The sequence below is a fragment of the Clavibacter rahimiani genome (assembly GCF_052654495.1).
In genome coordinates this window covers 2,014,320-2,034,647 of sequence record NZ_CP199790.1, presented here as the reverse complement: position 1 = coordinate 2,034,647, position 20,328 = coordinate 2,014,320, and the positions used below count along the sequence as shown (strand labels likewise).

Below are 20,328 nucleotides of genomic sequence, written 5' to 3'. Positions count from 1 at the left end.
CCGACCGCCGCGAGGTGGACGGGATCAACCGAAGGTGATCCTCTCGCGGCGCTTCACCTGCGGCTTGGGCAGGCGCATCGGCCGCATCTGGATGGTGCGCATGCCCGTGTACCAGCGGATCCCGCGCTCGACGCGGTCGGCGCCGACGCGCTCGGCGATGGCGGCCCGCACGCGGCGGCCCGTGAAGTACGCGTCGATGATCGCCGCGAAGACGAACACGTAGATCGACAACAGCGGGATCGCCGACAGGTTCGGCAGCACGAAGGTGAGCACCACGACCACGCCCATCACGGGCAGCAGCAGCTCGCCGACGCTCCAGCGCGCATCCACGACGTCCCGGGCGAACCGCTTCTGCGGGCCCTTGTCGCGGACGGGGAGGTAGCGCTCGTCGCCCGCCGCCATGCCGGCGTTGGCGCGGGCGCGCGCCTCGCGCGCCTTCTCCTTCGCCTGCTGCGCCGCGAGCTTGCGGTCCTGGGGGACGAGCGGGCGCAGGTTCGCGGCCTCGCGCTCCCGGCGGGTGGGGGTGGGGCCCTTCTTCCCGTCGACCGTGCGGCCGTCGGCGGTCGCCGCGGCGCCCGTCTCGGAGGGGGTCTCTGCGGGGGTGTGCTGCTTCGCCACGTCTCTCGTCCTTGCCTGGAGTGAATCTAAGATTACCTGCATGACGCCTCCCGAGACCTCCGCAGACGCCGTGACCCCGCCGGACCAGGAGGCCGTCGACCGGCTCGCCGCCGCCGTCACGGGCGGTCTGCCCACCACGATCGCCGACCTCTCGGCCCTCGTGCGCATCCCCTCCGTCTCCTGGCCGGCCTTCGACCCGACCCACGTCACCGCCAGCGCGGACGCGGTCGCGGGCCTCCTCGCCGGGCTCGGCGTCTTCGACGACGTCTCCGTCCACCGCGCGACCACCCCCTCCGGCGACGACGGGCAGCCCGCCGTGCTCGCCACGCGCGCGCCGCGCGACGGCAAGCCCACCGTGCTCCTCTACGCCCACCACGACGTGCAGCCGCCCGGGGCCGACGAGCACTGGGAGACGCCGCCCTTCGAGCCGACCCTCCGCGGCGACCGCCTGCACGGCCGCGGCGCCTCCGACGACAAGGCCGGGATCATGACGCACGTCGCCGCGATCCGCGCGCTCGTCGAGGCGGAGGGCGCCGACCTCGACCTCGGGCTGGCCGTCTTCATCGAGGGGGAGGAGGAGGCGGGATCCCGCTCCTTCTCCGACTTCCTGCAGAAGCACCACGACGCCCTCGCGGCCGACGTGATCGTCGTGGCCGACAGCGACAACTGGGACGTCGACACGCCCTCCATCACCATCGCGCTCCGCGGCAACGTCACCTTCCGCCTCACCGTCCGCACGCTCGACCACGCGTCGCACTCCGGCATGTTCGGCGGTGCGGTCCCCGACGCGATGATGGCGGCCGTCCGTCTCCTCGACTCGCTGTGGGACGCCGACGGCTCGGTCGCCGTCGCCGGCCTGACCTCCGCGGAGATGGAGACGCCCGCCTACGACGACGCGCGCCTCGCCGAGGAGGCCGCGCTCCTGCCCGGCGTCTCGCCCGTGGGCACGGGCCCGATCCTCACGCGCCTGTGGGCGCAGCCGTCCATCACCGTGACGGGGATCGACGCCCCCTCCGTCGCCAACGCGAGCAACACGCTCCTCCCCGAGGTGTCGGTGCGCATCAGCGCCCGCATCGCCCCCGGGCAGACGGCCGCCGACGCGTACCGGGCCCTCGAGGCGCACATCGAGGGGCACCGGCCCTTCGGCGCGCACGTCGAGATCACGGACGTCGACCAGGGCGACCCGTTCCTCGTCGACACGACCGGCTGGGCGATGGCCGAGGCCACGGCCGCGATGACCGCCGGCTGGGGCCGCGCGCCCGTGCAGGCCGGCATCGGCGGATCCATCCCCTTCATCGCCGACCTGGTCGAGGCGTTCCCCGCGGCGCAGATCCTGGTCACGGGCGTCGAGGACCCGGACACGCGGGCGCACAGCCCCAACGAGTCGCAGCACCTCGGCGTCCTGCAGCGCGCGATCCTCAGCGAGGCCGTCCTCCTGTCGCGCATCGCCCGCCGCGACTGACGCGCGACCACCCGCGGGGGTCCCACCGGATCCCCGCCCGGCGGCGGGAACACCCGGGTGACTCCCGCGGTTGCACGACGTAGACTCCACCGGAGTCGCCCGACCGCAGATCCCACCCCCGAGGAGTGCTCATGACCGACACCACGCTGACCGAGACCGCCCAGGCGGCCCATCGCGTCGGACTCACGGACACCGCGGCGAGCAAGGTCAAGAGCCTGCTCCAGCAGGAGGGCCGCGAGGACCTCCGCCTCCGCGTCGCCGTCCAGCCCGGCGGATGCTCCGGCCTCATCTACCAGCTCTACTTCGACGAGCGCGAGCTCGACGGCGACGCCACGGTCGACTTCGACGGCGTCGAGGTCATCGTCGACAAGATGAGCGTCCCCTACCTCGACGGCGCCACCATCGACTTCGAGGACACCATCCAGAAGCAGGGCTTCACCATCGACAACCCCAACGCCGGCGGCTCGTGCGCGTGCGGCGACTCGTTCCACTGACACATGGAGCGGTAAGCGATCCGACCCCGGGAAACCGGGCTTCGAACAGGGAGTCGTCCATCGGGCGGCTCCCTGTCGCGTAGGGTGGAACACGTCACATCCGGTTCTTCGAAGGGTCTGCACGTGCGCTTCACTCGCCGTCAACGTTGGCTGACGATCCCCGTCGCCATAGGCATCTCGGTACTCCTCGCGGGGTGCACGCAGCAGCAGCTCCAGGGCTTCCTCCCCACCGAGGCCGGCACGACGAACCACGTCGACTCGGTCATCGGACTCTGGGTCACGGCGTGGATCGTGCTCCTCGCGGTCGGCGTCATCACGTGGGGCCTCACCATCTGGGCCGCGGTCGTCTACCGCCGCCGCAAGGGCCAGACCGGCCTGCCGGTGCAGATGCGCTACAACATGCCGATCGAGATCTTCTACACGATCGTGCCCCTCATCCTCGTGCTCGGCTTCTTCGCGTTCACCGCCAAGGACCAGGCCGCGATCGAGGCCCGCTTCGACCAGCCCGAGGTCAAGGTCCAGGTCTTCGGCAAGCAGTGGGCATGGGACTTCAACTACCTCGGCGGCGAGACCGAGTCCGGCCAGACGATCTCGGGCGGTGCCTACGAGCAGGGCGTCCAGGCCGTGGACGACCCGGACGGGCCGCAGGGCTCGGTGGACAAGGACAAGCTCCCCACCCTCTACCTGCCGGTGAACACCAAGGTCGAGCTCGAGCTCAACACCCGCGACACGCTCCACTCCTTCTGGGTCGTCGACTTCCTGTACAAGAAGGACCTCATCTCCGGCAAGACGAACTACATGACGTTCATCCCGGAGAAGGAGGGCACGTACATGGGCAAGTGCGCCGAGCTCTGCGGCGAGTACCACTCCCTCATGCTCTTCCAGGTGAAGGTCGTCTCGATCGACGAGTACAACGCCTACATCGCGAGCCAGAAGGCGGCCGGCTTCGAGGGCGACCTCGGCACCGACTACGACCGCCTCCAGAACCTCCCCGGCACCGACGTGCCGGCCACCACCGAGTCGTCCGAAGAGTAGGGCAGCAGCACGTGACATCGACCCTGAATCGTCCCACCGCGATCCCCGCCGGTCAGGCGAAGGTCCTCGACGGCTCCGGCAAGGCCGACCGCCGCGGCAACGTCGTGGTCAACTGGATCACCTCCACCGACCACAAGACGATCGGGTACCTGTACCTGATCACGTCGTTCCTCTACTTCTGCCTCGGTGGCGTGATGGCCCTCGTCATCCGCGCCCAGCTCTTCGAGCCCGGCCTGCACGTGGTGGAGACGAAGGAGCAGTACAACCAGCTCTTCACCATGCACGGCACGATCATGCTGCTGATGTTCGCGACGCCGCTGTTCGCCGGCTTCGCCAACGTGCTCATGCCGCTGCAGATCGGCGCCCCGGACGTCGCGTTCCCGCGCCTCAACGCGTTCGCCTACTGGCTGTTCAACTTCGGCTCGCTCATCGCGGTCGCCGGATTCCTCACCCCGTCGGGTGCCGCGTCCTTCGGCTGGTTCGCCTACGCGCCGCTGTCGAGCACGACGTTCTCGCCAGGGTTGGGAGGCAATCTCTGGGTGATGGGGTTGGCGCTCAGCGGCTTCGGCACGATCCTCGGTGCCGTCAACTTCGTGACCACCATCATCACGATGCGCGCGCCCGGCATGACCATGTTCCGCATGCCGATCTTCACCTGGAACATCCTGGTGACGTCGATCCTCGTGCTCATGGCCTTCCCGGTCCTCGCGGCCGCCCTCTTCGGCCTCGGCGCCGACCGCATCTTCGACGCGCACATCTACGACCCGGCCAACGGCGGCGCCATCCTGTGGCAGCACCTCTTCTGGTTCTTCGGGCACCCCGAGGTGTACATCATCGCGCTGCCGTTCTTCGGCATCGTCTCCGAGGTCTTCCCGGTCTTCAGCCGCAAGCCGATCTTCGGGTACAAGACGCTCGTCTACGCGACCATCTCCATCGCGGCCCTCTCGGTCACGGTGTGGGCGCACCACATGTACGTCACCGGCTCCGTCCTGCTGCCGTTCTTCTCGCTCATGACGATGCTCATCGCGGTCCCCACGGGCGTGAAGATCTTCAACTGGATCGGCACCATGTGGCGCGGCTCGGTCACGTTCGAGACGCCCATGCTCTGGGCCATCGGCTTCCTCATCACGTTCACGTTCGGCGGCCTGACCGGCGTCATCCTGGCGTCGCCCCCGCTCGACTTCCACGTGTCCGACACGTACTTCGTCGTCGCGCACTTCCACTACGTGGTGTTCGGCACCGTCGTGTTCGCCATGTTCTCCGGCTTCTACTTCTGGTGGCCCAAGTGGACGGGCACGATGCTCAACGAGCGCCTCGGCAAGGTCCACTTCTGGCTCCTGTTCGTCGGCTTCCACACCACGTTCCTCATCCAGCACTGGCTGGGCGTCATGGGCATGCCGCGTCGCTACGCGACGTACCAGCCCGAGGACGACTTCACGTGGATGAACCAGCTGTCGACCATCGGCGCGGGCATCCTGGCGCTGTCGATGATCCCGTTCTTCCTGAACGTCTGGATCACCGCCCGCACGGCGCCCCGCGTCACGGTCAACGACCCGTGGGGCTACGGCCGCTCGCTCGAGTGGGCGACCTCCTGCCCGCCGCCGCGGCACAACTTCACGTCCATCCCGCGGATCCGCTCCGAGGCCCCGGCGTTCGACCTCAACCACCCCGAGGCCGGCATCCCGGTCGGCATCGGCCCGGCGAAGGACGCTCCTGACGCCGCGACCTACGACATCTCCAGCGACAAGGTGAAGTGACGTGCGCGCGAATAGGAACCTCTTCTACGTCCTGACGGTCTTCTTCGTCATCGCGGCGGCCGCCTACACGATCTGGCACGTCATCGACACCGGCGAGGTGGAGTGGGTGGGCACGCTGGCCATCGCGCTCTCCGGCGCCCTGTCCGGGTTCATCGGCTTCTTCGTGGCCCGTCTCTACGCCGCGCAGAACGGTGAGCTCCCGGAGGACCGCAGCGACGCCAACGTCGACGACGGCGACCCGGAGCTCGGCTTCTTCAGCCCGTGGAGCTGGTGGCCCGTGATCCTCGCGGCCGGTGCGGCCTCCGTGTTCCTCGGCCTCGCCGTGGGGATCTGGATCGCCCTCATCGGCGGCTGCCTCGCGATCATCGCGCTCGTGGGCTGGACCTACGAGTACTACCGCGGCTTCTTCGCCCGCTGATCCCATGGTCGACATCCGGCACGCGCTGGCCTCGGACGGGGATGCGGTCTTCGCCCTCTGCCAGCAGCTCGACATGATCAACGCCCCCGCCACGCGCGACGACTTCGACGTCACGTTCTCCCACATCCTGCGGGCGAACAAGGACGTCGGTCGCGACGTGCTGCTGGTCGCGGAGGACGGCGGCCGGGTCGTGGGCTACGCGTACCTCGTCGTCTCCCGGCTGCTCTATGCCGGTGGGCTGAGCGCCCATCTCGAGGAGCTCGTGGTCGACAGCGGTGCCCGCAGCGCCGGGACCGGCTCCTCGCTGGTCCGTGCGGTCGAGCGCCTGTGCGGCGACCGCGGCGTGGGACAGATCACCATGAGCACGCGCCGCGCCGGTGAGTTCTACAAGCGCCTGGGCTACGAGCGCACGGCGGAGTTCTACAAGAAGCTCCTCCGCTAGGAGCGACTAGCGCGACGTCACGATGCCCGACCCCTGCTGGGGTCGGGCATCGTCGCGTCCGGGGGAGCCGGCTCGGCGGTGTCCCGTCCGAGGCGCGCCTGCGGAAGACGCCGAGGCGCCGCCGGTGCGATGCGAGGCACAGGTGCGGCCGCCGAGGTCCTCCTGCCCTGACCGGTGCCCGCGCGGACCGGTCAGCCGGCGGCGGCCAGCCGGCGGATCGCCACGACCGTAACGTCGTCGGGAGGCGTGGTCTCCGGCACGAGGCGGGTGAGGCTGGCCACGGCGGCGACGGCCGTGGGCTCGGCGGCCATGGCTGTCAGCGCCGCCAGGTCCATGGACGCCATCGTCCCGTCGAAGAGGTCCAGCACGCCGTCGCTGCAGATGAGGAGCAGGTCGCCGGGGTCGAGCCGCAGGGCCGTCGTCTGCCACTCCTGCGTGCCCAGGGCGCCGAGGGGGAGGTTCCTCGACGGGATGGGCTGGCGCGTGCCGTCCGCCCGGCAGAGGATCCCGAGGCCGTGCCCGGCGTCGACGAGCGCGATGTCGCCGGTGCGAGCATCCAGCCGCAGGTGCAGGAGCGTGACGAAGGCGTCGTTGGCGTCAAGATCGGACTCGACGGCCCGGTCGACCACCGTGAGGGTGCCTCCGGGATCGTGCGCGGGCGAGGCGACGTGGAGCGCGGCGCGCACCGTCGCGGCGATCATGGCGGCGCCGACGCCCTTGCCCATCACGTCCGCCAGCGTGACGACGAGGCCGTCGGGCGTCTGCTGCCAGTCGAAGAAGTCGCCGCTGACGTCGCCGCTCGGGACGCACGCCCCGGCCACCTCGTAGCCGGGCAGGTCCGGCACGGTCTGGGGCAGGAGCCGTCGTTGCACCCCGCCGCCCTCGACGAGCTCCTGCCGCGACGACGCCGCGCGCGCGACCAGGACGCGAGCGACCTGCTCCCCGCTCAGGGAGGCCATGCTGAACGACACCACGACGAGGAGGACCAGGGTGATGAGGGTCGTGGACGGCGTGCCGAACCAGGTCGTGAAGGGGGCGCTCCGCGGACCCTCCGCTACGAAGACGACAAACCGGGCGGCGTAGTACGCGGACAGCGCTCCGGAGGAGAGGATCAGGGGCCACCGGGTGCGGGACAGCCCCGCGTCGAGCAGGACGATCTCCCGCGTCGACATCCCGATGAGGCCCGCCATCAGGGTGAGGTACAGCGGTCCGCCGGACCAGTCGTTGCTCGCGGGGGAGTCGACGCTCGAGACGGCCACGATGAGCGCGGCGGGGGCGACGACGAGCCACCAGGGCGTCGGCCGTCCGCGGAGGGATCTGCTGCCCATCCACACCGAGGCGGCGCCCGCCACGATGAGACCGTTGCCGAGCGGGTTCCCCCAGACCTGCGCTCCCGTCCCGTCCTGCAGGTACGCGAGGGAGCCGCCCATGAAGAGGGCCAGCGCCGCGCACCACCAGAAGCTGAAGGCGGACCGCGTGCTCCGGAACGTCACGAGCGCGAACAGCAGGAACAGGGTGAGCGTCGTGACGCCGAAGGCGACGCGGAGGGTGATCGAGTCGAGCAAGGTGCGGTCCGTGTTCCGTGGGTCGGGCCGGCGCGATCCCGTCGGGGATCAGCAGGCCGCGAGGGCGGGGCTCCCGGACCGGGGAGCGACGAGCACGAGGGGGAACCGCTTCCCCCCGGACAGCAGCAGTGTGACATCCCCCACGCTACCCGGCGCGGGACCGGATGCGGGGCGTGCGGGCCACGCCCGACGTCACGGGCGCGAGTCGGCGCGCGCCGGGTAGGGTCGCACCAACGCGGGGGACGAGCCGCGTCAGGCGGAGGGGACGCCGTCGCGACGGCGGAGGACGTGGATCATCACGTCGATCGTCACGTCCTGCGTGACCCGGGATCCTTCGGGCGGCGCGTCCGGAGCCTCGGGCGACGTCTGCCGGGCGCCCGCATGGTGGGCCGACGGCCCCATGCCGAGCAGCAGGGCGACGTCGTCCTCCGCGAGCCGCAGGACGCGCTGCACGCGCGTCTCCGACACCGCCTCGAAGAGCGCGTCGGCCGCGCCCAGGATCCGCTCCCGCTTGTCCTCCTGCACGCCCACGGCCCGGCCCGCAGCCCTCAGCTCGGCGAGGTGGTCCGGGCCGGCGGCCACGACGGCGACGCGGCCGCCCGGGCGGAGCGCGCGGTGGAACTCCGGCAGGTTGCGCGGGGCGAACACATCGAGGATCAGATCGGCGACGCCGTCGCGCAGGGGGAGGGAGGACCAGGTGTCCGCCACGACCCCGTCCACATCGGCACGGCCCCGGACGGCGACGGCCACCGCGGCGGGGGAGAGGTCGGCGGCGAGGCCCGTCGAGCCGGGGATCCCGTCGAGGAGCGCGTGCAGGTAGTGCCCGGTGCCGCAGCCGGCGTCGAGGATGCGGAGGCCGGACCGCCCGTCGGCTCCGGCGACGACCGGCGCGGATCCCGCCGGCGTCGTCCCCTGACCGACCGCTGCCTGGAGGGCCTCCATGAGCGGCGCGTAGTGACCGCGGTCGAGGAAGCGACCGCGGGCCGCGATCATCTCCGCCGAGTCGCCGGTGACGCGCGTGCCGGACGCGAGGAGGCTCGCGTAGCCCCGCTTGTTGGCGTCGACGGCATGCCCGCGCTCGCAGCGCAGCACGAGCGGCGGGACCGCGTGCAGGTCCGCGCCGCAGGTCGGGCAGCGCAGCCAGGACGCGAGCCGGGCGAGATCCACGGATGCTCCTCGAGGTCGTGCCGATGCGGTGGCTGGACGCACGAGAGCCGGTCCAGCGTGTCGCCGGACCGGCTCTCGGTGCCTGCTCGCGGATCAGCGCGAGCGGGGGTGGTTCCTAGTGGTGGTCGCCGTGGCTGCGCTCGACGTCCTTCGTGGTGACCGGGGAGATCCGGTCCTCGAAGAACCACTTCGACAGCGCCGCGCGGGCCCGCTGGTTGACCGTGATGCGTCCACGGCTGTCCGGGCGGATCATGAGCGGCTTGTAGTCGTCGAAGCTCACGAGGCGCCAGCGCTCGTACTCGTCGAGCTGCTCGTGCACCTCGATGAACTCGCCGCCGGGCAGCTTCACGATGCGGCCCGACTCGACGCCGTGGAGGGCGATCTCGCGGTCCTTCTTCATGAGCGCCAGGCAGATGCGCTTGGTGACCTGGTAGGCGATGACCGGTCCGAGGATCAGCAGCGCCTGCAGCGTGTGGATGACGCCCTCCATCGACACCTTGAAGTGCGTGGCGATGAGGTCGGAGCTCGCGGCGGACCAGAGGACCGCGTAGAAGGAGACGCCGGCGGCGCCGATCGCGGTGCGCGTCGGGGCGTTGCGCGGGCGGTCGAGGATGTGGTGCTCGCGCTTGTCGCCCGTGATCCACGCCTCGATGAAGGGGTAGAGCGCGACGAGCACGATGAACCCGCCCAGGACCGTGATCGGCAGGATGATGTTGAACGAGAACGTGTGGTCGAGCAGCACGAACTCGAGTCCCGGCGGGACGAGGCGCAGGGCGCCGTCCGCGAAGCCGATGTACCAGTCGGGCTGCGTTCCCGCCGACACCGGCGAGGGGTCGTAGGGGCCGTAGTTCCAGATCGGGTTGATCGTGAAGAACGACGCCATGACCACGATCACGCCGAAGACGACGAAGAAGAATCCGCCGGCCTTGGCCGCGAAGGTGGGGAGCACGGGCACGCCGACCACGTTCTCGTTCGTGCGGCCGGGGCCGGCGAACTGGGTGTGCTTGTGCACGACCACGAAGAGGAGGTGAAGCGCCAGGAACGCCACGAGGATCGCGGGCAGCAGCAGGATGTGCAGCGTGTAGAGCCTCGGGATGATCGCCGTGCCCGGGAACTCGCCGCCGAAGAGGAGGAACGAGATCCAGGTGCCGACGACCGGGATGCCCTTCACCATGCCGTCGATGATCCGCAGGCCGTTGCCGGAGAGCAGGTCGTCGGGGAGGGAGTAGCCCGTGAAGCCCTCGGCCATCGCGAGGATGAAGAGGACGAAGCCGATGAACCAGTTGAGCTCGCGCGGCTTGCGGAAGGCACCCGTGAAGTAGATGCGCAGCATGTGCAGGCCGATCGAGGCCACGAACAGCAGGGCCGCCCAGTGGTGGATCTGGCGCATGAGCAGGCCGCCGCGGATGTCGAACGAGATGTCGAGCGACGACGACATGGCCACGGACATCTCGACGCCCTTGAGGGGCGCGTACGAGCCCTCGTAGTGCGTCTCCGCCATCGACGGGTCGTAGAAGAAGGTGAGCCAGGAGCCCGTCAGCAGGATGACGACGAAGCTGTAGAGCGCCACCTCGCCGAGCATGAAGGACCAGTGGTCCGGGAAGATCTTCCGCCCGAACTCCTTGACGGCGACGCTGACGCTGGTGCGCTCGTCGAGGTAGGTCGCGGCGGCGGCGGTGAGGCCGCCCCCGCTCTTGGCGGCGGGCGCGGTGGCGCCGGCCGTGGTCGGATCAGCTGTTGTAGTCGCCACGACGCTCCCAGAAACTGGCCCCTACGGGCTCGGTGAAGTCACTCTGTGCAATGAGGTAGCCCTCGTCGTTGACGGCGATGGGCAGCTGCGGCAGGGGCCGCTTGGCCGGTCCGAAGATGACCTCGCAGTGGTTGGTCACGTCGAACTGGGACTGGTGGCAGGGGCAGAGCAGGTGGTGGGTCTGCTGCTCGTAGAGCGCCACCGGGCAACCCACGTGCGTGCAGACCTTGGAGTAGGCGACGATCCCGTCGTAGGACCAGCCCTTGCGCTCGGGCGACTCCACCAGGTCCTCGGGACGCAGGCGCATGAGCAGCACCGCGGCCTTGGCCTTCTCCTCGAGCTTGCCCTCCTCGAGCTCCATGAGGGAGGCGGGGATGACGTGGAACGCCGAGCCGATCGTGACGTCCGAGGCCTTTATGGGCGTGCCGGAGGGATCGCGGGTGAGGACCTCGCCCTTCTTCCACAGCGTGTGGCTGAGGGCGGAGGCGGGCTCCTCCGCGCTGCCCGGGTACAGATCGCGGAAGAGGACCACGGCCGGCAGCGGGAAGGCGACGAGGGCGCCGATGAGGCTGTTGCGGATGAGCGAGCGACGGCCGAAGCCGGACTCCTCGTTCGCCTGGGCGAAGATCTCGACGGCGCGTGCCTGCGTGGCGGGGGAGCCGCCCTGCGGGTGGCGCTCGTCGATCAGCTCGTGGTCGCTCATGAGCGCCTTGGACCAGTGGATGGCGCCGATGCCGAGGCTCAGCAGCGCCAGGGCGATGCCGACGCCGAGGAACAGGTTGTTGAGCCGGACGCTGCCCGGGTCGTCCGCATAGATCGGGAAGCCGAAGTAGGCGCCGATGGCGAAGACGCTGCCCACGATGGACAGGTAGAACCAGGTGTAGACGACGCGCTCGGCCGTCCGGGCCTTCTTCGGGTCCTTGTCGGTGACGCGGAGGCGGTGCTCCGGGAAGCCCGGGTTCTGGAAGCCGTCGCGGGTGGCGACGGCGGTGCCGCCGGGGAGCACGACGTCGCGGCCCGCGGCCTCGAGCTGGCCGGCGTCGTAGCCCGCGGGGACGACGCCCGACTCGTCCTTATCGTCGTGTGCCATGTGCGTGCCTCTCCTGTGTGCGTGTGCAGATCATCGATGCGGGCGTCAGTTGGACCGGGCCGTGAGCCACACGGTCAGGGCGACGATGCCGCCGAGGCCGAAGATCCACATGAAGAGGCCCTCGGAGACCGGGCCGAGCCCGCCGAGGTTCGCGCCGCCGACGTTGCTGTTCTCCTCGATGTACTGCAGCGACGTGATGATGTCGCGCTTGTCCTCGGGGGAGATGTTGGTGTCGTTGAAGACCGGCATGTTCTGCGGGCCGGTGACCATGGCCTCGTAGATGTGGACCGGGTCCACGCCCTCGAGGCTGGGCGCGAACTTGCCCTCGGTGAGGGCGCCTCCGGCCGCGGCCACGTTGTGGCACATGGCGCAGTTGATGCGGAAGAGCTCGGCGCCGTTGGCGGCGTCGCCCTCGCCGTCGAGGTACTGGCCCTCGGGGATCGCGGGGCCGGGGGCCAGCGACGCGACGTAGGCGGCGAGCTGCTTGACCTGGGTGTCCGTGAACTGGACGGGCTTCTCCTGGGCCTGGACCGTCGTCGCCTGGAGCGGCATGCGGCCGGTGCCGACCTGGAAGTCGACCGAGGCCGCGCCGGCGCCGATGAGGCTGGGCGCGATCTCCGAGCCGGTCGCGTCCATGCCGTGGCAGGTGGCGCAGTTGGAGCCGAAGAGCTTCTGGCCCTCGTCGATGGTCTGCGCCGACTTGAGGTCGACCTCGGCGGAGGCGGTGCCCGACTGGATCAGCGCGTAGGCGCCGCCCGTGAAGAGCAGGCCGATGGCCAGGAGGGCGACGGTGGTCAGGGGACTGCGGCGACCGGTGCGACGGGCGCGTGCTGTGGTGGTGCTCATGCTGTGTTCGATGCTCCCGCTCGGTGCTATTTGAGGACGTAGATGACCAGGAAGAGCCCGATCCAGACGACGTCGACGAAGTGCCAGTAGTAGGACACGACGATGGCGCTCGTGGCCTCCCGGTGCCCCATCGACCGGACGGCGAAGATGCGCCCGATGACGAGGAGGAAGGCGATGAGTCCGCCGGTGACGTGCAGGCCGTGGAAGCCCGTGGTCATGTAGAACGCCGAGCCGTAGGCATTGCTGCTGAGCGTGATGCCCTCCGTGACGAGGGTGGCGTACTCGAAGATCTGGCCGACGACGAAGATCGCGCCGAGGGCGTAGGTGAGGAAGAACCACTCGACCGTGCCCCACTGGCTGGGCTTCCATCCCGTGGCGCGCGCCTGCAGGCGCTCGGCCGCGAAGACGCCGAACTGGCACGTGAACGAGCTCGACACGAGGATCAGCGTGTTCACGAGGGAGAAGGGCACGTTGAGGCGGCCCGCCTCGAACTCCCAGAGGGCGCCGGACGTGGATCGGAGGGTGAAGTAGATCGCGAAGAGACCCGCGAAGAACATCACCTCGCTGCCGAGCCACACGATGGTGCCGACGGCGACCGTGTTCGGCCGGTTCACCACCGGCGCGGTAGATGCTGGGGAGATTGAGGTGGTCGTCACAGGTTCCATTATGTCCCAGCCCGACCGCGCCCGACGCCCACCGGGCCGCCCGTGAGATCCGATCCAGCCTCTCGTTAGGCTGATCCCCATGCCCTCCGCCCCGACCTGGCCCGCGCTGATCACGACCCTGATCGAGGGCCGCCACCTGTCGGTCGCGGAGTCCACCTGGGCCATGCGCCAGGTGATGCGCGGGGAGGCCACCGGCGCCCAGCTGGGCGGCCTGCTGGTGGCGCTCCGGGCCTCCGGCGAGACGGTGGACGAGATCGTCGGTTTCCGGGACGCCGTCCTCGAGGACGCCCTGCCGCTCGACGTGGATCCGCGCGCGCTCGACATCGTGGGCACGGGAGGCGACCCTTACGGCGCCGTCCTCAACATCTCCTCGGTGGCCTCCGTCATCGCCGCGGCGGCCGGCGTGCCGGTCGTCAAGCACGGCAACCGCGCGGCGAGCTCGTCGTCGGGCGCCTCGGACGTGCTGACCGCGCTCGGCGTGGACCTCACCATCCCGCCGGCGCGGGTGGCCGAGGTGCACCGCGAGACGGGGATCACGTACGCGCACGCCGCCGTCTTCCACCCGGGCTTCCGGCACGCGGCCGCCACGCGACGGGAGCTGGGCATCTCCACGCTCTTCAACGTGCTCGGCCCGCTCTGCAACCCCGCGCGTCCCGAGGCGTCGGCGGTGGGCGTCGCCGACCTGACGCGGGTCCCCCTGCTGGTGGGCGTCTTCCGCACCCGCGGCGCGACCGCCCTGGTCTACCGCGGGGACGACGGGATCGACAAGCTCACCACGACCGGCCACAGCCACATCTGGGAGGTGAGCCGGGGCGCCGTCACCGAGCACGACCTCGACCCGCTGGAGCTCGGGATCCCGCGCGCGCCCATCGAGGCCCTCCTCGGCGAGGGCCCGGAGCAGAACGCCGAGGTCATCCGCCGCGTGCTGGCGGGCGAGCGCGGGCCGCAGCGCGACGTCGTGCTGCTGAACGCGGCGGCGGGCCTCGAGTCCTTCGACCTGATGGGCGACCCCGCCCGCGTGCAGCAGCCCATGGCCCGACGCCTGCGCGAGAAGCTCGCCGTCGCGGCCGAGGCCGTGGACTCCGGCCGCGCGGCCGCCAAGCTCGAGGAGTGGGCCGCCGCCACGCGCGCGTGATCGGACGCCGCCCCGGCGACGTCGCCGGGGCGGGGGATGATGGGCGCATGTGCGGGAGATTCGTGGTGGCGCGGGCGACGGGCGACCTCGTCGGGGACTGGGCGGTCGACGACGTCGAGGGCGAGGATCCGGCGCCGTCGTGGAACGTCGCGCCGACGACGACCGTCCGCATGGTCGCGGACCGGCGGCCGCGCGACGACGCGGACGGCGAGGCCCGCCGCGTGCTGACCGCCGCCCGGTGGGGGATCGTCCCGCCGTGGGCGAAGTCCCCTCAGGGTCCGCCGCTCATCAACGCGCGCGTCGAGACGGTGACGGAGAAGCCGACCTTCCGCCGGGCGGTCCTCACGCGTCGCGCGGTCGTGCCGGCCGACGGCTACTACGAGTGGCAGGTCACGGCGAGCGGGAAGCAGCCGGTCTACCTGCACGGCGAGGACGAGGGCACGCTGGCCTTCGCCGCCGTCTACGAGCACTGGCGGGACCCGCGCGTCGCCGAGGGCGAGCCCGGCGCCTGGCTGCGGAGCCTCGCGATCATCACCTCAGCGGCGAGCGATGCGCTGGGGCACATCCACGACCGCACCCCGGTCATCGTCCCGGCGGACCGCCTCGACGACTGGCTGGATGCGGGCACGACCGCCGTCGACGACGTGCGGCACCTGCTCGGATCCCTGCCGGAGCCGCACCTCGTGCCGCGGCTCGTGTCGACGCGCGTCAACAGCGTGCGCAACGACGGCCCCGACCTGGTCGCGCCCGTCGACGACGCCCCCGCGGAGGACGGGCAGCCGACGCTGATCTGACGATCGGGGGAGGTCCGACGGCATCGCGCGCCCGGACGCGCCGCACGCCCCGTCACCGAGGCGAAGGGGCGTGCGGATCGTGCGGGTGCGGTCTACTGCACGTCGTCGTCGACCCAGTCGAAGGTCTTGGTGACGGCCTTCTTCCAGAGGCGCAGCTGGCGCTCGCGCTCCGCGTCGTCCATGTCCGGCGTCCAGCGGCTGTCCTCCTGCCAGTTGCTGCGGAGGTCGTCGAGGTCCTTCCAGAACCCGACCGCGAGGCCCGCGGCGTACGCGGCGCCGAGCGCGGTGGTCTCCGCGACGACGGGGCGGACGACGGGCACGCCGAGGATGTCGGCCTGGAACTGCATGAGCAGGTTGTTGGCGATCATGCCGCCGTCGACCTTGAGCTCCGTGAGGTCGACGCCCGAGTCGGCGTTCACCGCGTCGAGCACCTCGCGGGTCTGGAATGCCGTGGCCTCCAGGGCCGCGCGGGCGATGTGGCCCTTGTTCACGTAGCGCGTGAGTCCGACGAGCGCGCCGCGGGCGTCCGAGCGCCAGTACGGCGCGAAGAGGCCCGAGAACGCGGGGACGAAGTACACGCCGCCGTTGTCCTCGACGGTCGCGGCCAGCGTCTCGATCTCCGCGGCGCTCGACACGAGGCCGAGGTTGTCGCGCATCCACTGCACGAGCGAGCCCGTGACGGCGATGGATCCCTCGAGCGCGTAGTGCGGCTCCGCGTCGCCCAGCTTGTAGCCGAGCGTGGTGAGCAGGCCGTTCTGCGAGTGGATGATGTCGGTGCCGGTGTTGAAGATCAGGAAGTTGCCGGTGCCGTACGTGTTCTTCGACTCGCCCTGGTCGAACGCCGCCTGGCCGAACGTCGCCGCCTGCTGGTCGCCCAGGATGCCCGCGATGGGCACCTCGCGCAGGAGGCTCGAGGACTCGACGGTGCCGTAGACCTCGGAGGAGCTCTTGATCTCGGGGAGCATCGAGCGCGGGACGTCGAAGGCCGTCAGGATCTCGTCGTCCCACTGGAGCGTCTCGAGGTCCATGAAGAGGGTGCGCGACGCGTTGGTGACGTCCGTGACGTGGACGCCGCCGTCGGTGCCGCCCGTGAGGTTCCAGAGGATCCAGGTGTCGGTCGTGCCGAACATGAGCTCGCCGGCCTCGGCCTTCGCGCGGGCGCCGTCGACGTTCTCGAGGATCCAGACGATCTTCGTGCCCGAGAAGTAGGTGGCGAGGGGGAGCCCGACGGTGGGCTTGAAGCGCTCGACGCCGCCGTCGGCCGCGAGGCGGTCGACGATCTTCTGGGTGCGCGTGTCCTGCCAGACGATGGCGTTGTAGACGGGCTTGCCGGTGGTGCGGTCCCACACGACGGCGGTCTCGCGCTGGTTGGTGATGCCCACGGCCTCGACGTCGTGGCGCGTGATGTCGGCCTTGGACAGCGCCTGGCCGATGACCTCGCGGGTGTTGCGCCAGATCTCCATCGGGTCGTGCTCGACCCAGCCTGCGCGGGGGAAGATCTGCTCGTGCTCGAGCTGTCCCGTGGAGACGATGGATCCGGAGTGGTCGAAGACGATGGCGCGCGTGCTGGTGGTGCCCTGGTCGATGGCGACGATGTACTTCTCGCTCATGTGGTCTCTCCTTGTGGGGTCGAGGGGTTCTAGAGGATGGGGAGCAGCGCGTAGGACGCGAGGCCGGCGAGGACGCCGCCGATGGCGGGACCGACGACGGGGACCCAGGCGTAGGACCAGTCGCTCGAGCCCTTGCCCTTGATCGGCAGGATCGCGTGCGCGATGCGGGGGCCGAGGTCGCGGGCGGGGTTGATGGCGTAGCCGGTCGGTCCGCCGAGGGACGCGCCGATGCCGACCACGAGGAGGGCGACGGGGACGGCGCCGAGCGCCGAGAGGCCGGCGGGGGTGGAGGCGTCGGAGTCGGGGTTGTTGGCGAGGCTGAAGCCGAGGATCACGATGACCAGCACGAACGTGCCGATGATCTCCGTGACGAGGTTCCAGCCGTAGTTGCGGATGGACGGGCCGGTCGAGAACACGCCGAGCTTGGTCGCCGCGTCGGGCTCCTCGTCGAAGTGCTGCTTGTAGGCGAGCCAGCAGAACACGGCTCCGATGATCGCGCCGACCATCTGGGCGAGGATGTAGACCGGCACGCTCGCCGGGTCCTCGACCTTGCCGGCCGCCAGCAGGCCGAGCGTGACGGCGGGGTTGAGGTGCGCGCCGGACGCGTACGAGACGGTGACGCCGGCGAAGACCGCGAGGCCCCAGCCGAAGTTGACCATCAGGGTGCCGCCGGCGAGACCCTTCGACTTGATGAGCGCGACGTTCGCCACGACTCCGCATCCCAGGAGGATGAGGAGGGCGGTGCCCACCGTCTCCGAGAGGAATATGACTCCAAGATCCACTGAGTGGTGCTCCGATCGTTCGTCGAGGCGCGGGGGCGGCCTCTGCCGCATCATCGCGGTGCCTCCAACCTAGTGCCGGGGGACTCCCCGCCCGGGCCGTGGCGGGCCGCTCCGCGACGCGGATCCCGGCCCCGCGGCAGGGGTTCGTCCGCGCCCGTCCGCACCGCCCGGGGCTGTCCCCGCGCGTGCCGCCGGGCGTATGTTGGCGGCACGCCCGAGTCGCCGCCGACCGAGTCCCGTCCTCGATCCGGCTCGGATGCGCGGCGGCCCCGCTGCCGCCCGAGACCCGCGAGGAGCCGGCCGTGAAGAAGCTGATCAACGACCCGAGGTCGGTGGCCGAGGAGGCCGTCGCGGGCTTCGCCGCCGCGCACGCCGACCTGGTCGTCCTGAGCGCCGACCCGCTGTTCGTCCGTCGGGCCGAGCCGACCCGATCCGGCCGCGTCGCCCTCGTGAGCGGCGGCGGCAGCGGGCACGAGCCCCTGCACGCGGGGTTCGTCGGGCACGGCATGCTCGACGCCGCCGTGCCGGGACCCGTCTTCACGAGCCCGACGCCGGATCCGGTCGTCGCCGCGACCCTCGCCGTGGACGGCGGGGCGGGCGTGCTGCACATCGTCAAGAACTACACGGGCGACGTCCTCAACTTCGAGACGGCGGCCGAGCTCGCCGAGGCGGAGGGGGTCCGCGTGCGGACCGTGCTCGTCGACGACGACGTCGCGGTCACGGACTCCCTCTACACGGCCGGCCGGCGCGGCGTCGCGGGCACCGTGCTCGTGGAGCGCATCGCGGGCGCCGCGGCCGAGCGCGGGGACGACCTCGACGCGGTCGCCGCGATCGCCGAGCGCGTCGTCGGACGGGTCCGCAGCATGGGCGTCGCGATCCGCGCCTGCACGGTCCCGCACGCGGGCGAGCCGAGCTTCGCGCTGGCCGACGACGAGATGGAGATCGGCATCGGGATCCACGGCGAGCCCGGACGGGTCAAGCTGCCGCTCGAGCCGGTGGACGCCATCGTCGACCGCCTGCTCGACCCCGTGCTCGAGGACCTCGCGGCGCCCGCGGGCAGCCGCGTGCTCCTGCTCGTGAACGGCATGGGCGCCACGCCGCTGTCCGAGCTCTACATCGCGTACCGGCGGGCCGCCGCCGTGCTCGAGGAGGCCGGCCTGACCGTCGCGAGGAGCCTCGTGGGAGACTACGTCACGGCCCTCAACATGGAGGGGCTGTCCCTCACGGTGCTGCAGCTCGACGACGAGCTCACCGAGCTGTGGGACTCACCCGTGCAGACCGCCGCCCTGCGGTGGGGGAGGTAGCTCATGGCACTCGGGACCGACTGGATCGTGGCCTGGACCGCGGAGGCGGCGCGCGTCGTCGCCGAGCGGCGGGGCGACCTCATCGCCCTCGACCGCGAGATCGGCGACGGCGACCACGGCGAGAACCTCGACCGGGGCTACGGCGCCGTCACGGCCAAGCTCGCGGGCCTCGCCCCGGACGCCTCCCCGGCCGACGCGCTCAAGACGGTCGCCACCACGCTGATCTCCACGGTCGGCGGCGCCTCCGGCCCGCTGCTCGGCACGGCGTACCTCAAGGCCTCGGCGGCCGTGGCGGGCCGCGCCGACCTGGACGCGTCCGCCGTCGCCGACCTCCTCGAGGCCGCCGTGGGCGGGATCGTGCTCCGCGGCAAGGCCGAGCGGGGCGACAAGACCATGGTCGACGCCTGGGGTCCCGCGGCCGAGGCCGCGCGTGCCGCCGCAGGTGCCGGGTCCAGCCCCGCCGACGCCCTCGCCGCCGCGGCCGACGCCGCCGAGCGGGGGGCCGAGGAGACCGAGCCGCTCGTCGCCCGCAAGGGCCGCGCCTCCTACCTCGGGGACCGCGCGATCGGCCACCGGGACCCGGGCGCGCAGTCGTCCGCCCTCATCCTCCGCGCCGCGGCCTCGACCGCCCGCGACGCCGACGGGTCGGCCTCGTGAGCGTCGGCCTCGTCCTCGTCTCGCACAGCGCCCTCATCGCGCACGGCCTCGTCGCCCTCGCGCGCCAGATGGCCCCGACGGTCGCGCTCGTGCCCGCCGGGGGATCCGGGGACGGCACGCTCGACGACGCGGGCATCGGCACGAGCTTCGACGTCGTGTCCGCGGCGCTCGCCGCGGCGGAGGGCGGCGACGGCGTGGTCGTGCTCGCCGACCTCGGATCCGCGTACCTGACGGCCGAGACCGCCGTCGACCTCCTCGACGAGGACGCCGCCGCCCGCGTCGTCGTGGTGCGCGCGCCGCTCGTGGAGGGCGCCGTCGCCGCCGCGGTCGCGGCCGAGACCGGGGGCACGCTCGAGCAGGTGGCCGCGGCCGCCGCCTCGGCCGCGGGACCCGATCCCGCGCAGGACGCGGACGCGGGGATAGCACCGGATCCCGAGGTCGCGGGCACGGAGTCCGCTCCGGCGAGCGGCACCGGCACCGTGCGCGGGGAGGCCGTCCTCGTCAATCGCGACGGCCTGCACGCCCGCCCCGCTGCCGACTTCGTCACGCGCGCGTCCACGTACTCCTCCGCCATCACCGTCAACGGCCAGAACGCCGCGTCGCTCCTCGGCGTCATGGCGCTCGGGCTGACCCGGGGCGCGCACGTGGTCGTCGAGGCCACGGGCGACGACGCCGCCGAGGCCGTCACCGCGCTCGTCGAGCTGATCGAGTCGGGCTTCGGGGAGGCCTGAGGACCC

At 71.4% G+C, this 20,328-nt stretch carries 20 protein-coding genes; 11 read left to right on the top strand and 9 right to left on the bottom strand.

What is annotated here, in order from left to right:
• Window positions 1-24: 24 nt before the first annotated feature.
• Complete coding sequence (locus ACT7CP_RS09675) at window positions 25-618, bottom strand: DUF3043 domain-containing protein (RefSeq protein ID WP_445442044.1); 594 nt, start codon at window positions 616-618, stop codon at window positions 25-27.
• A gap of 40 nt (window positions 619-658) precedes the next feature.
• Here ACT7CP_RS09675 and ACT7CP_RS09670 point away from each other — a divergent pair, with 40 nt between their 5' ends.
• From ACT7CP_RS09670 to ACT7CP_RS09645, 6 genes are all read left to right on the top strand, one after another.
• Window positions 659-2,080, top strand: a complete 1,422-nt coding sequence (locus ACT7CP_RS09670) for a dipeptidase (RefSeq protein ID WP_445442043.1) — start codon at window positions 659-661, stop codon at window positions 2,078-2,080.
• Window positions 2,081-2,211: 131 nt separating this feature from the next.
• The gene (gene erpA / locus ACT7CP_RS09665; protein ID WP_012038530.1) at window positions 2,212-2,574 is read left to right on the top strand and encodes an iron-sulfur cluster insertion protein ErpA; all 363 of its coding nucleotides are present in this window, start codon (window positions 2,212-2,214) and stop codon (window positions 2,572-2,574) included.
• Window positions 2,575-2,697: 123 nt separating this feature from the next.
• Window positions 2,698-3,609 carry an aa3-type cytochrome oxidase subunit II gene (gene ctaC / locus ACT7CP_RS09660; protein WP_445442042.1) on the top strand — a complete coding sequence of 304 codons (912 nt, stop codon included), beginning with the start codon at window positions 2,698-2,700 and terminating at the stop codon, window positions 3,607-3,609.
• A gap of 11 nt (window positions 3,610-3,620) precedes the next feature.
• Window positions 3,621-5,366 carry an aa3-type cytochrome oxidase subunit I gene (gene ctaD, locus ACT7CP_RS09655; protein ID WP_307500861.1) on the top strand — a complete coding sequence of 582 codons (1,746 nt, stop codon included), beginning with the start codon at window positions 3,621-3,623 and terminating at the stop codon, window positions 5,364-5,366.
• 1 nt (window position 5,367) lies between these two features.
• Complete coding sequence (locus ACT7CP_RS09650; RefSeq protein WP_413962735.1) at window positions 5,368-5,784, top strand: cytochrome c oxidase subunit 4; 417 nt, start codon at window positions 5,368-5,370, stop codon at window positions 5,782-5,784.
• Between the two features lie 4 nt (window positions 5,785-5,788).
• Entirely contained in the window at window positions 5,789-6,226 is a 438-nt protein-coding gene (locus ACT7CP_RS09645; RefSeq protein WP_413962736.1) for a GNAT family N-acetyltransferase, read from the top strand.
• Between the two features lie 191 nt (window positions 6,227-6,417).
• Here ACT7CP_RS09645 and ACT7CP_RS09640 read toward each other — a convergent pair whose 3' ends face one another.
• From ACT7CP_RS09640 to ctaE, 6 genes are all read right to left on the bottom strand, one after another.
• Window positions 6,418-7,791, bottom strand: coding sequence for a PP2C family protein-serine/threonine phosphatase (locus ACT7CP_RS09640; RefSeq protein ID WP_445442041.1), 1,374 nt, complete (start codon window positions 7,789-7,791; stop codon window positions 6,418-6,420).
• Window positions 7,792-8,043: 252 nt separating this feature from the next.
• Entirely contained in the window at window positions 8,044-8,958 is a 915-nt protein-coding gene (locus ACT7CP_RS09635; protein ID WP_445442040.1) for a methyltransferase domain-containing protein, read from the bottom strand.
• Between the two features lie 115 nt (window positions 8,959-9,073).
• Complete coding sequence (gene qcrB, locus ACT7CP_RS09630; RefSeq protein WP_445442039.1) at window positions 9,074-10,708, bottom strand: cytochrome bc1 complex cytochrome b subunit; 1,635 nt, start codon at window positions 10,706-10,708, stop codon at window positions 9,074-9,076.
• The gene (gene qcrA, locus ACT7CP_RS09625) at window positions 10,689-11,798 is read right to left on the bottom strand and encodes a cytochrome bc1 complex Rieske iron-sulfur subunit (RefSeq protein WP_413962740.1); all 1,110 of its coding nucleotides are present in this window, start codon (window positions 11,796-11,798) and stop codon (window positions 10,689-10,691) included. Before qcrA ends, qcrB begins: the two co-directional genes overlap by 20 nt.
• A 45-nt stretch (window positions 11,799-11,843) precedes the next feature.
• A complete protein-coding gene (qcrC, locus tag ACT7CP_RS09620) occupies window positions 11,844-12,644 on the bottom strand; it encodes a cytochrome bc1 complex diheme cytochrome c subunit (RefSeq protein WP_413962741.1) in 801 nt (266 codons plus the stop codon).
• Between the two features lie 26 nt (window positions 12,645-12,670).
• Entirely contained in the window at window positions 12,671-13,309 is a 639-nt protein-coding gene (ctaE, locus tag ACT7CP_RS09615; protein WP_081001874.1) for an aa3-type cytochrome oxidase subunit III, read from the bottom strand.
• A gap of 79 nt (window positions 13,310-13,388) precedes the next feature.
• Here ctaE and trpD point away from each other — a divergent pair, with 79 nt between their 5' ends.
• Together trpD and ACT7CP_RS09605 are read left to right on the top strand one after the other, a co-directional pair.
• The gene (gene trpD, locus ACT7CP_RS09610) at window positions 13,389-14,444 is read left to right on the top strand and encodes an anthranilate phosphoribosyltransferase (protein WP_445442038.1); all 1,056 of its coding nucleotides are present in this window, start codon (window positions 13,389-13,391) and stop codon (window positions 14,442-14,444) included.
• A 47-nt stretch (window positions 14,445-14,491) separates the two neighbouring features.
• Window positions 14,492-15,238, top strand: a complete 747-nt coding sequence (locus ACT7CP_RS09605; protein WP_445442037.1) for an SOS response-associated peptidase — start codon at window positions 14,492-14,494, stop codon at window positions 15,236-15,238.
• Window positions 15,239-15,330: 92 nt separating this feature from the next.
• On the opposite strand, the gene glpK is transcribed toward ACT7CP_RS09605, so the two are convergent.
• Together glpK and ACT7CP_RS09595 are read right to left on the bottom strand one after the other, a co-directional pair.
• Entirely contained in the window at window positions 15,331-16,848 is a 1,518-nt protein-coding gene (gene glpK / locus ACT7CP_RS09600) for a glycerol kinase GlpK (protein WP_445442036.1), read from the bottom strand.
• 29 nt (window positions 16,849-16,877) lie between these two features.
• Window positions 16,878-17,684, bottom strand: coding sequence for an MIP/aquaporin family protein (locus tag ACT7CP_RS09595; RefSeq protein ID WP_413962745.1), 807 nt, complete (start codon window positions 17,682-17,684; stop codon window positions 16,878-16,880).
• A 248-nt stretch (window positions 17,685-17,932) separates the two neighbouring features.
• Between ACT7CP_RS09595 and dhaK the strand changes: the two genes are divergently transcribed.
• The 3 genes from dhaK to dhaM are packed head-to-tail and all read left to right on the top strand — an operon-like array spanning window position 17,933 to window position 20,322.
• Window positions 17,933-18,934 carry a dihydroxyacetone kinase subunit DhaK gene (dhaK, locus tag ACT7CP_RS09590; RefSeq protein ID WP_445442035.1) on the top strand — a complete coding sequence of 334 codons (1,002 nt, stop codon included), beginning with the start codon at window positions 17,933-17,935 and terminating at the stop codon, window positions 18,932-18,934.
• A gap of 3 nt (window positions 18,935-18,937) precedes the next feature.
• Complete coding sequence (dhaL, locus tag ACT7CP_RS09585; protein WP_445442034.1) at window positions 18,938-19,591, top strand: dihydroxyacetone kinase subunit DhaL; 654 nt, start codon at window positions 18,938-18,940, stop codon at window positions 19,589-19,591.
• Window positions 19,588-20,322, top strand: coding sequence for a dihydroxyacetone kinase phosphoryl donor subunit DhaM (dhaM, locus tag ACT7CP_RS09580; protein WP_445442033.1), 735 nt, complete (start codon window positions 19,588-19,590; stop codon window positions 20,320-20,322). The genes dhaL and dhaM overlap by 4 nt, the downstream gene beginning before the upstream one ends.
• Window positions 20,323-20,328 lie beyond the last annotated feature (6 nt).

Excerpts from the sequence above, each read along its gene's own strand:
- ACT7CP_RS09670 (WP_445442043.1), top strand. The coding sequence starts at position 659 with ATGACGCCTCCCGAGACCTCCGCAGACGCCGTGACCCCGCCGGACCAG.
- erpA (WP_012038530.1), top strand. The coding sequence starts at position 2,212 with ATGACCGACACCACGCTGACCGAGACCGCCCAGGCGGCCCATCGCGTC.
- ACT7CP_RS09645 (WP_413962736.1), top strand. The coding sequence starts at position 5,789 with ATGGTCGACATCCGGCACGCGCTGGCCTCGGACGGGGATGCGGTCTTC.
- qcrA (WP_413962740.1), bottom strand. The coding sequence starts at position 11,798 with ATGGCACACGACGATAAGGACGAGTCGGGCGTCGTCCCCGCGGGCTAC.
- qcrC (WP_413962741.1), bottom strand. The coding sequence starts at position 12,644 with ATGAGCACCACCACAGCACGCGCCCGTCGCACCGGTCGCCGCAGTCCC.
- ctaE (WP_081001874.1), bottom strand. The coding sequence starts at position 13,309 with ATGGAACCTGTGACGACCACCTCAATCTCCCCAGCATCTACCGCGCCG.
- trpD (WP_445442038.1), top strand. The coding sequence starts at position 13,389 with ATGCCCTCCGCCCCGACCTGGCCCGCGCTGATCACGACCCTGATCGAG.
- ACT7CP_RS09605 (WP_445442037.1), top strand. The coding sequence starts at position 14,492 with ATGTGCGGGAGATTCGTGGTGGCGCGGGCGACGGGCGACCTCGTCGGG.
- glpK (WP_445442036.1), bottom strand. The coding sequence starts at position 16,848 with ATGAGCGAGAAGTACATCGTCGCCATCGACCAGGGCACCACCAGCACG.
- ACT7CP_RS09595 (WP_413962745.1), bottom strand. The coding sequence starts at position 17,684 with ATGATGCGGCAGAGGCCGCCCCCGCGCCTCGACGAACGATCGGAGCAC.
- dhaL (WP_445442034.1), top strand. The coding sequence starts at position 18,938 with ATGGCACTCGGGACCGACTGGATCGTGGCCTGGACCGCGGAGGCGGCG.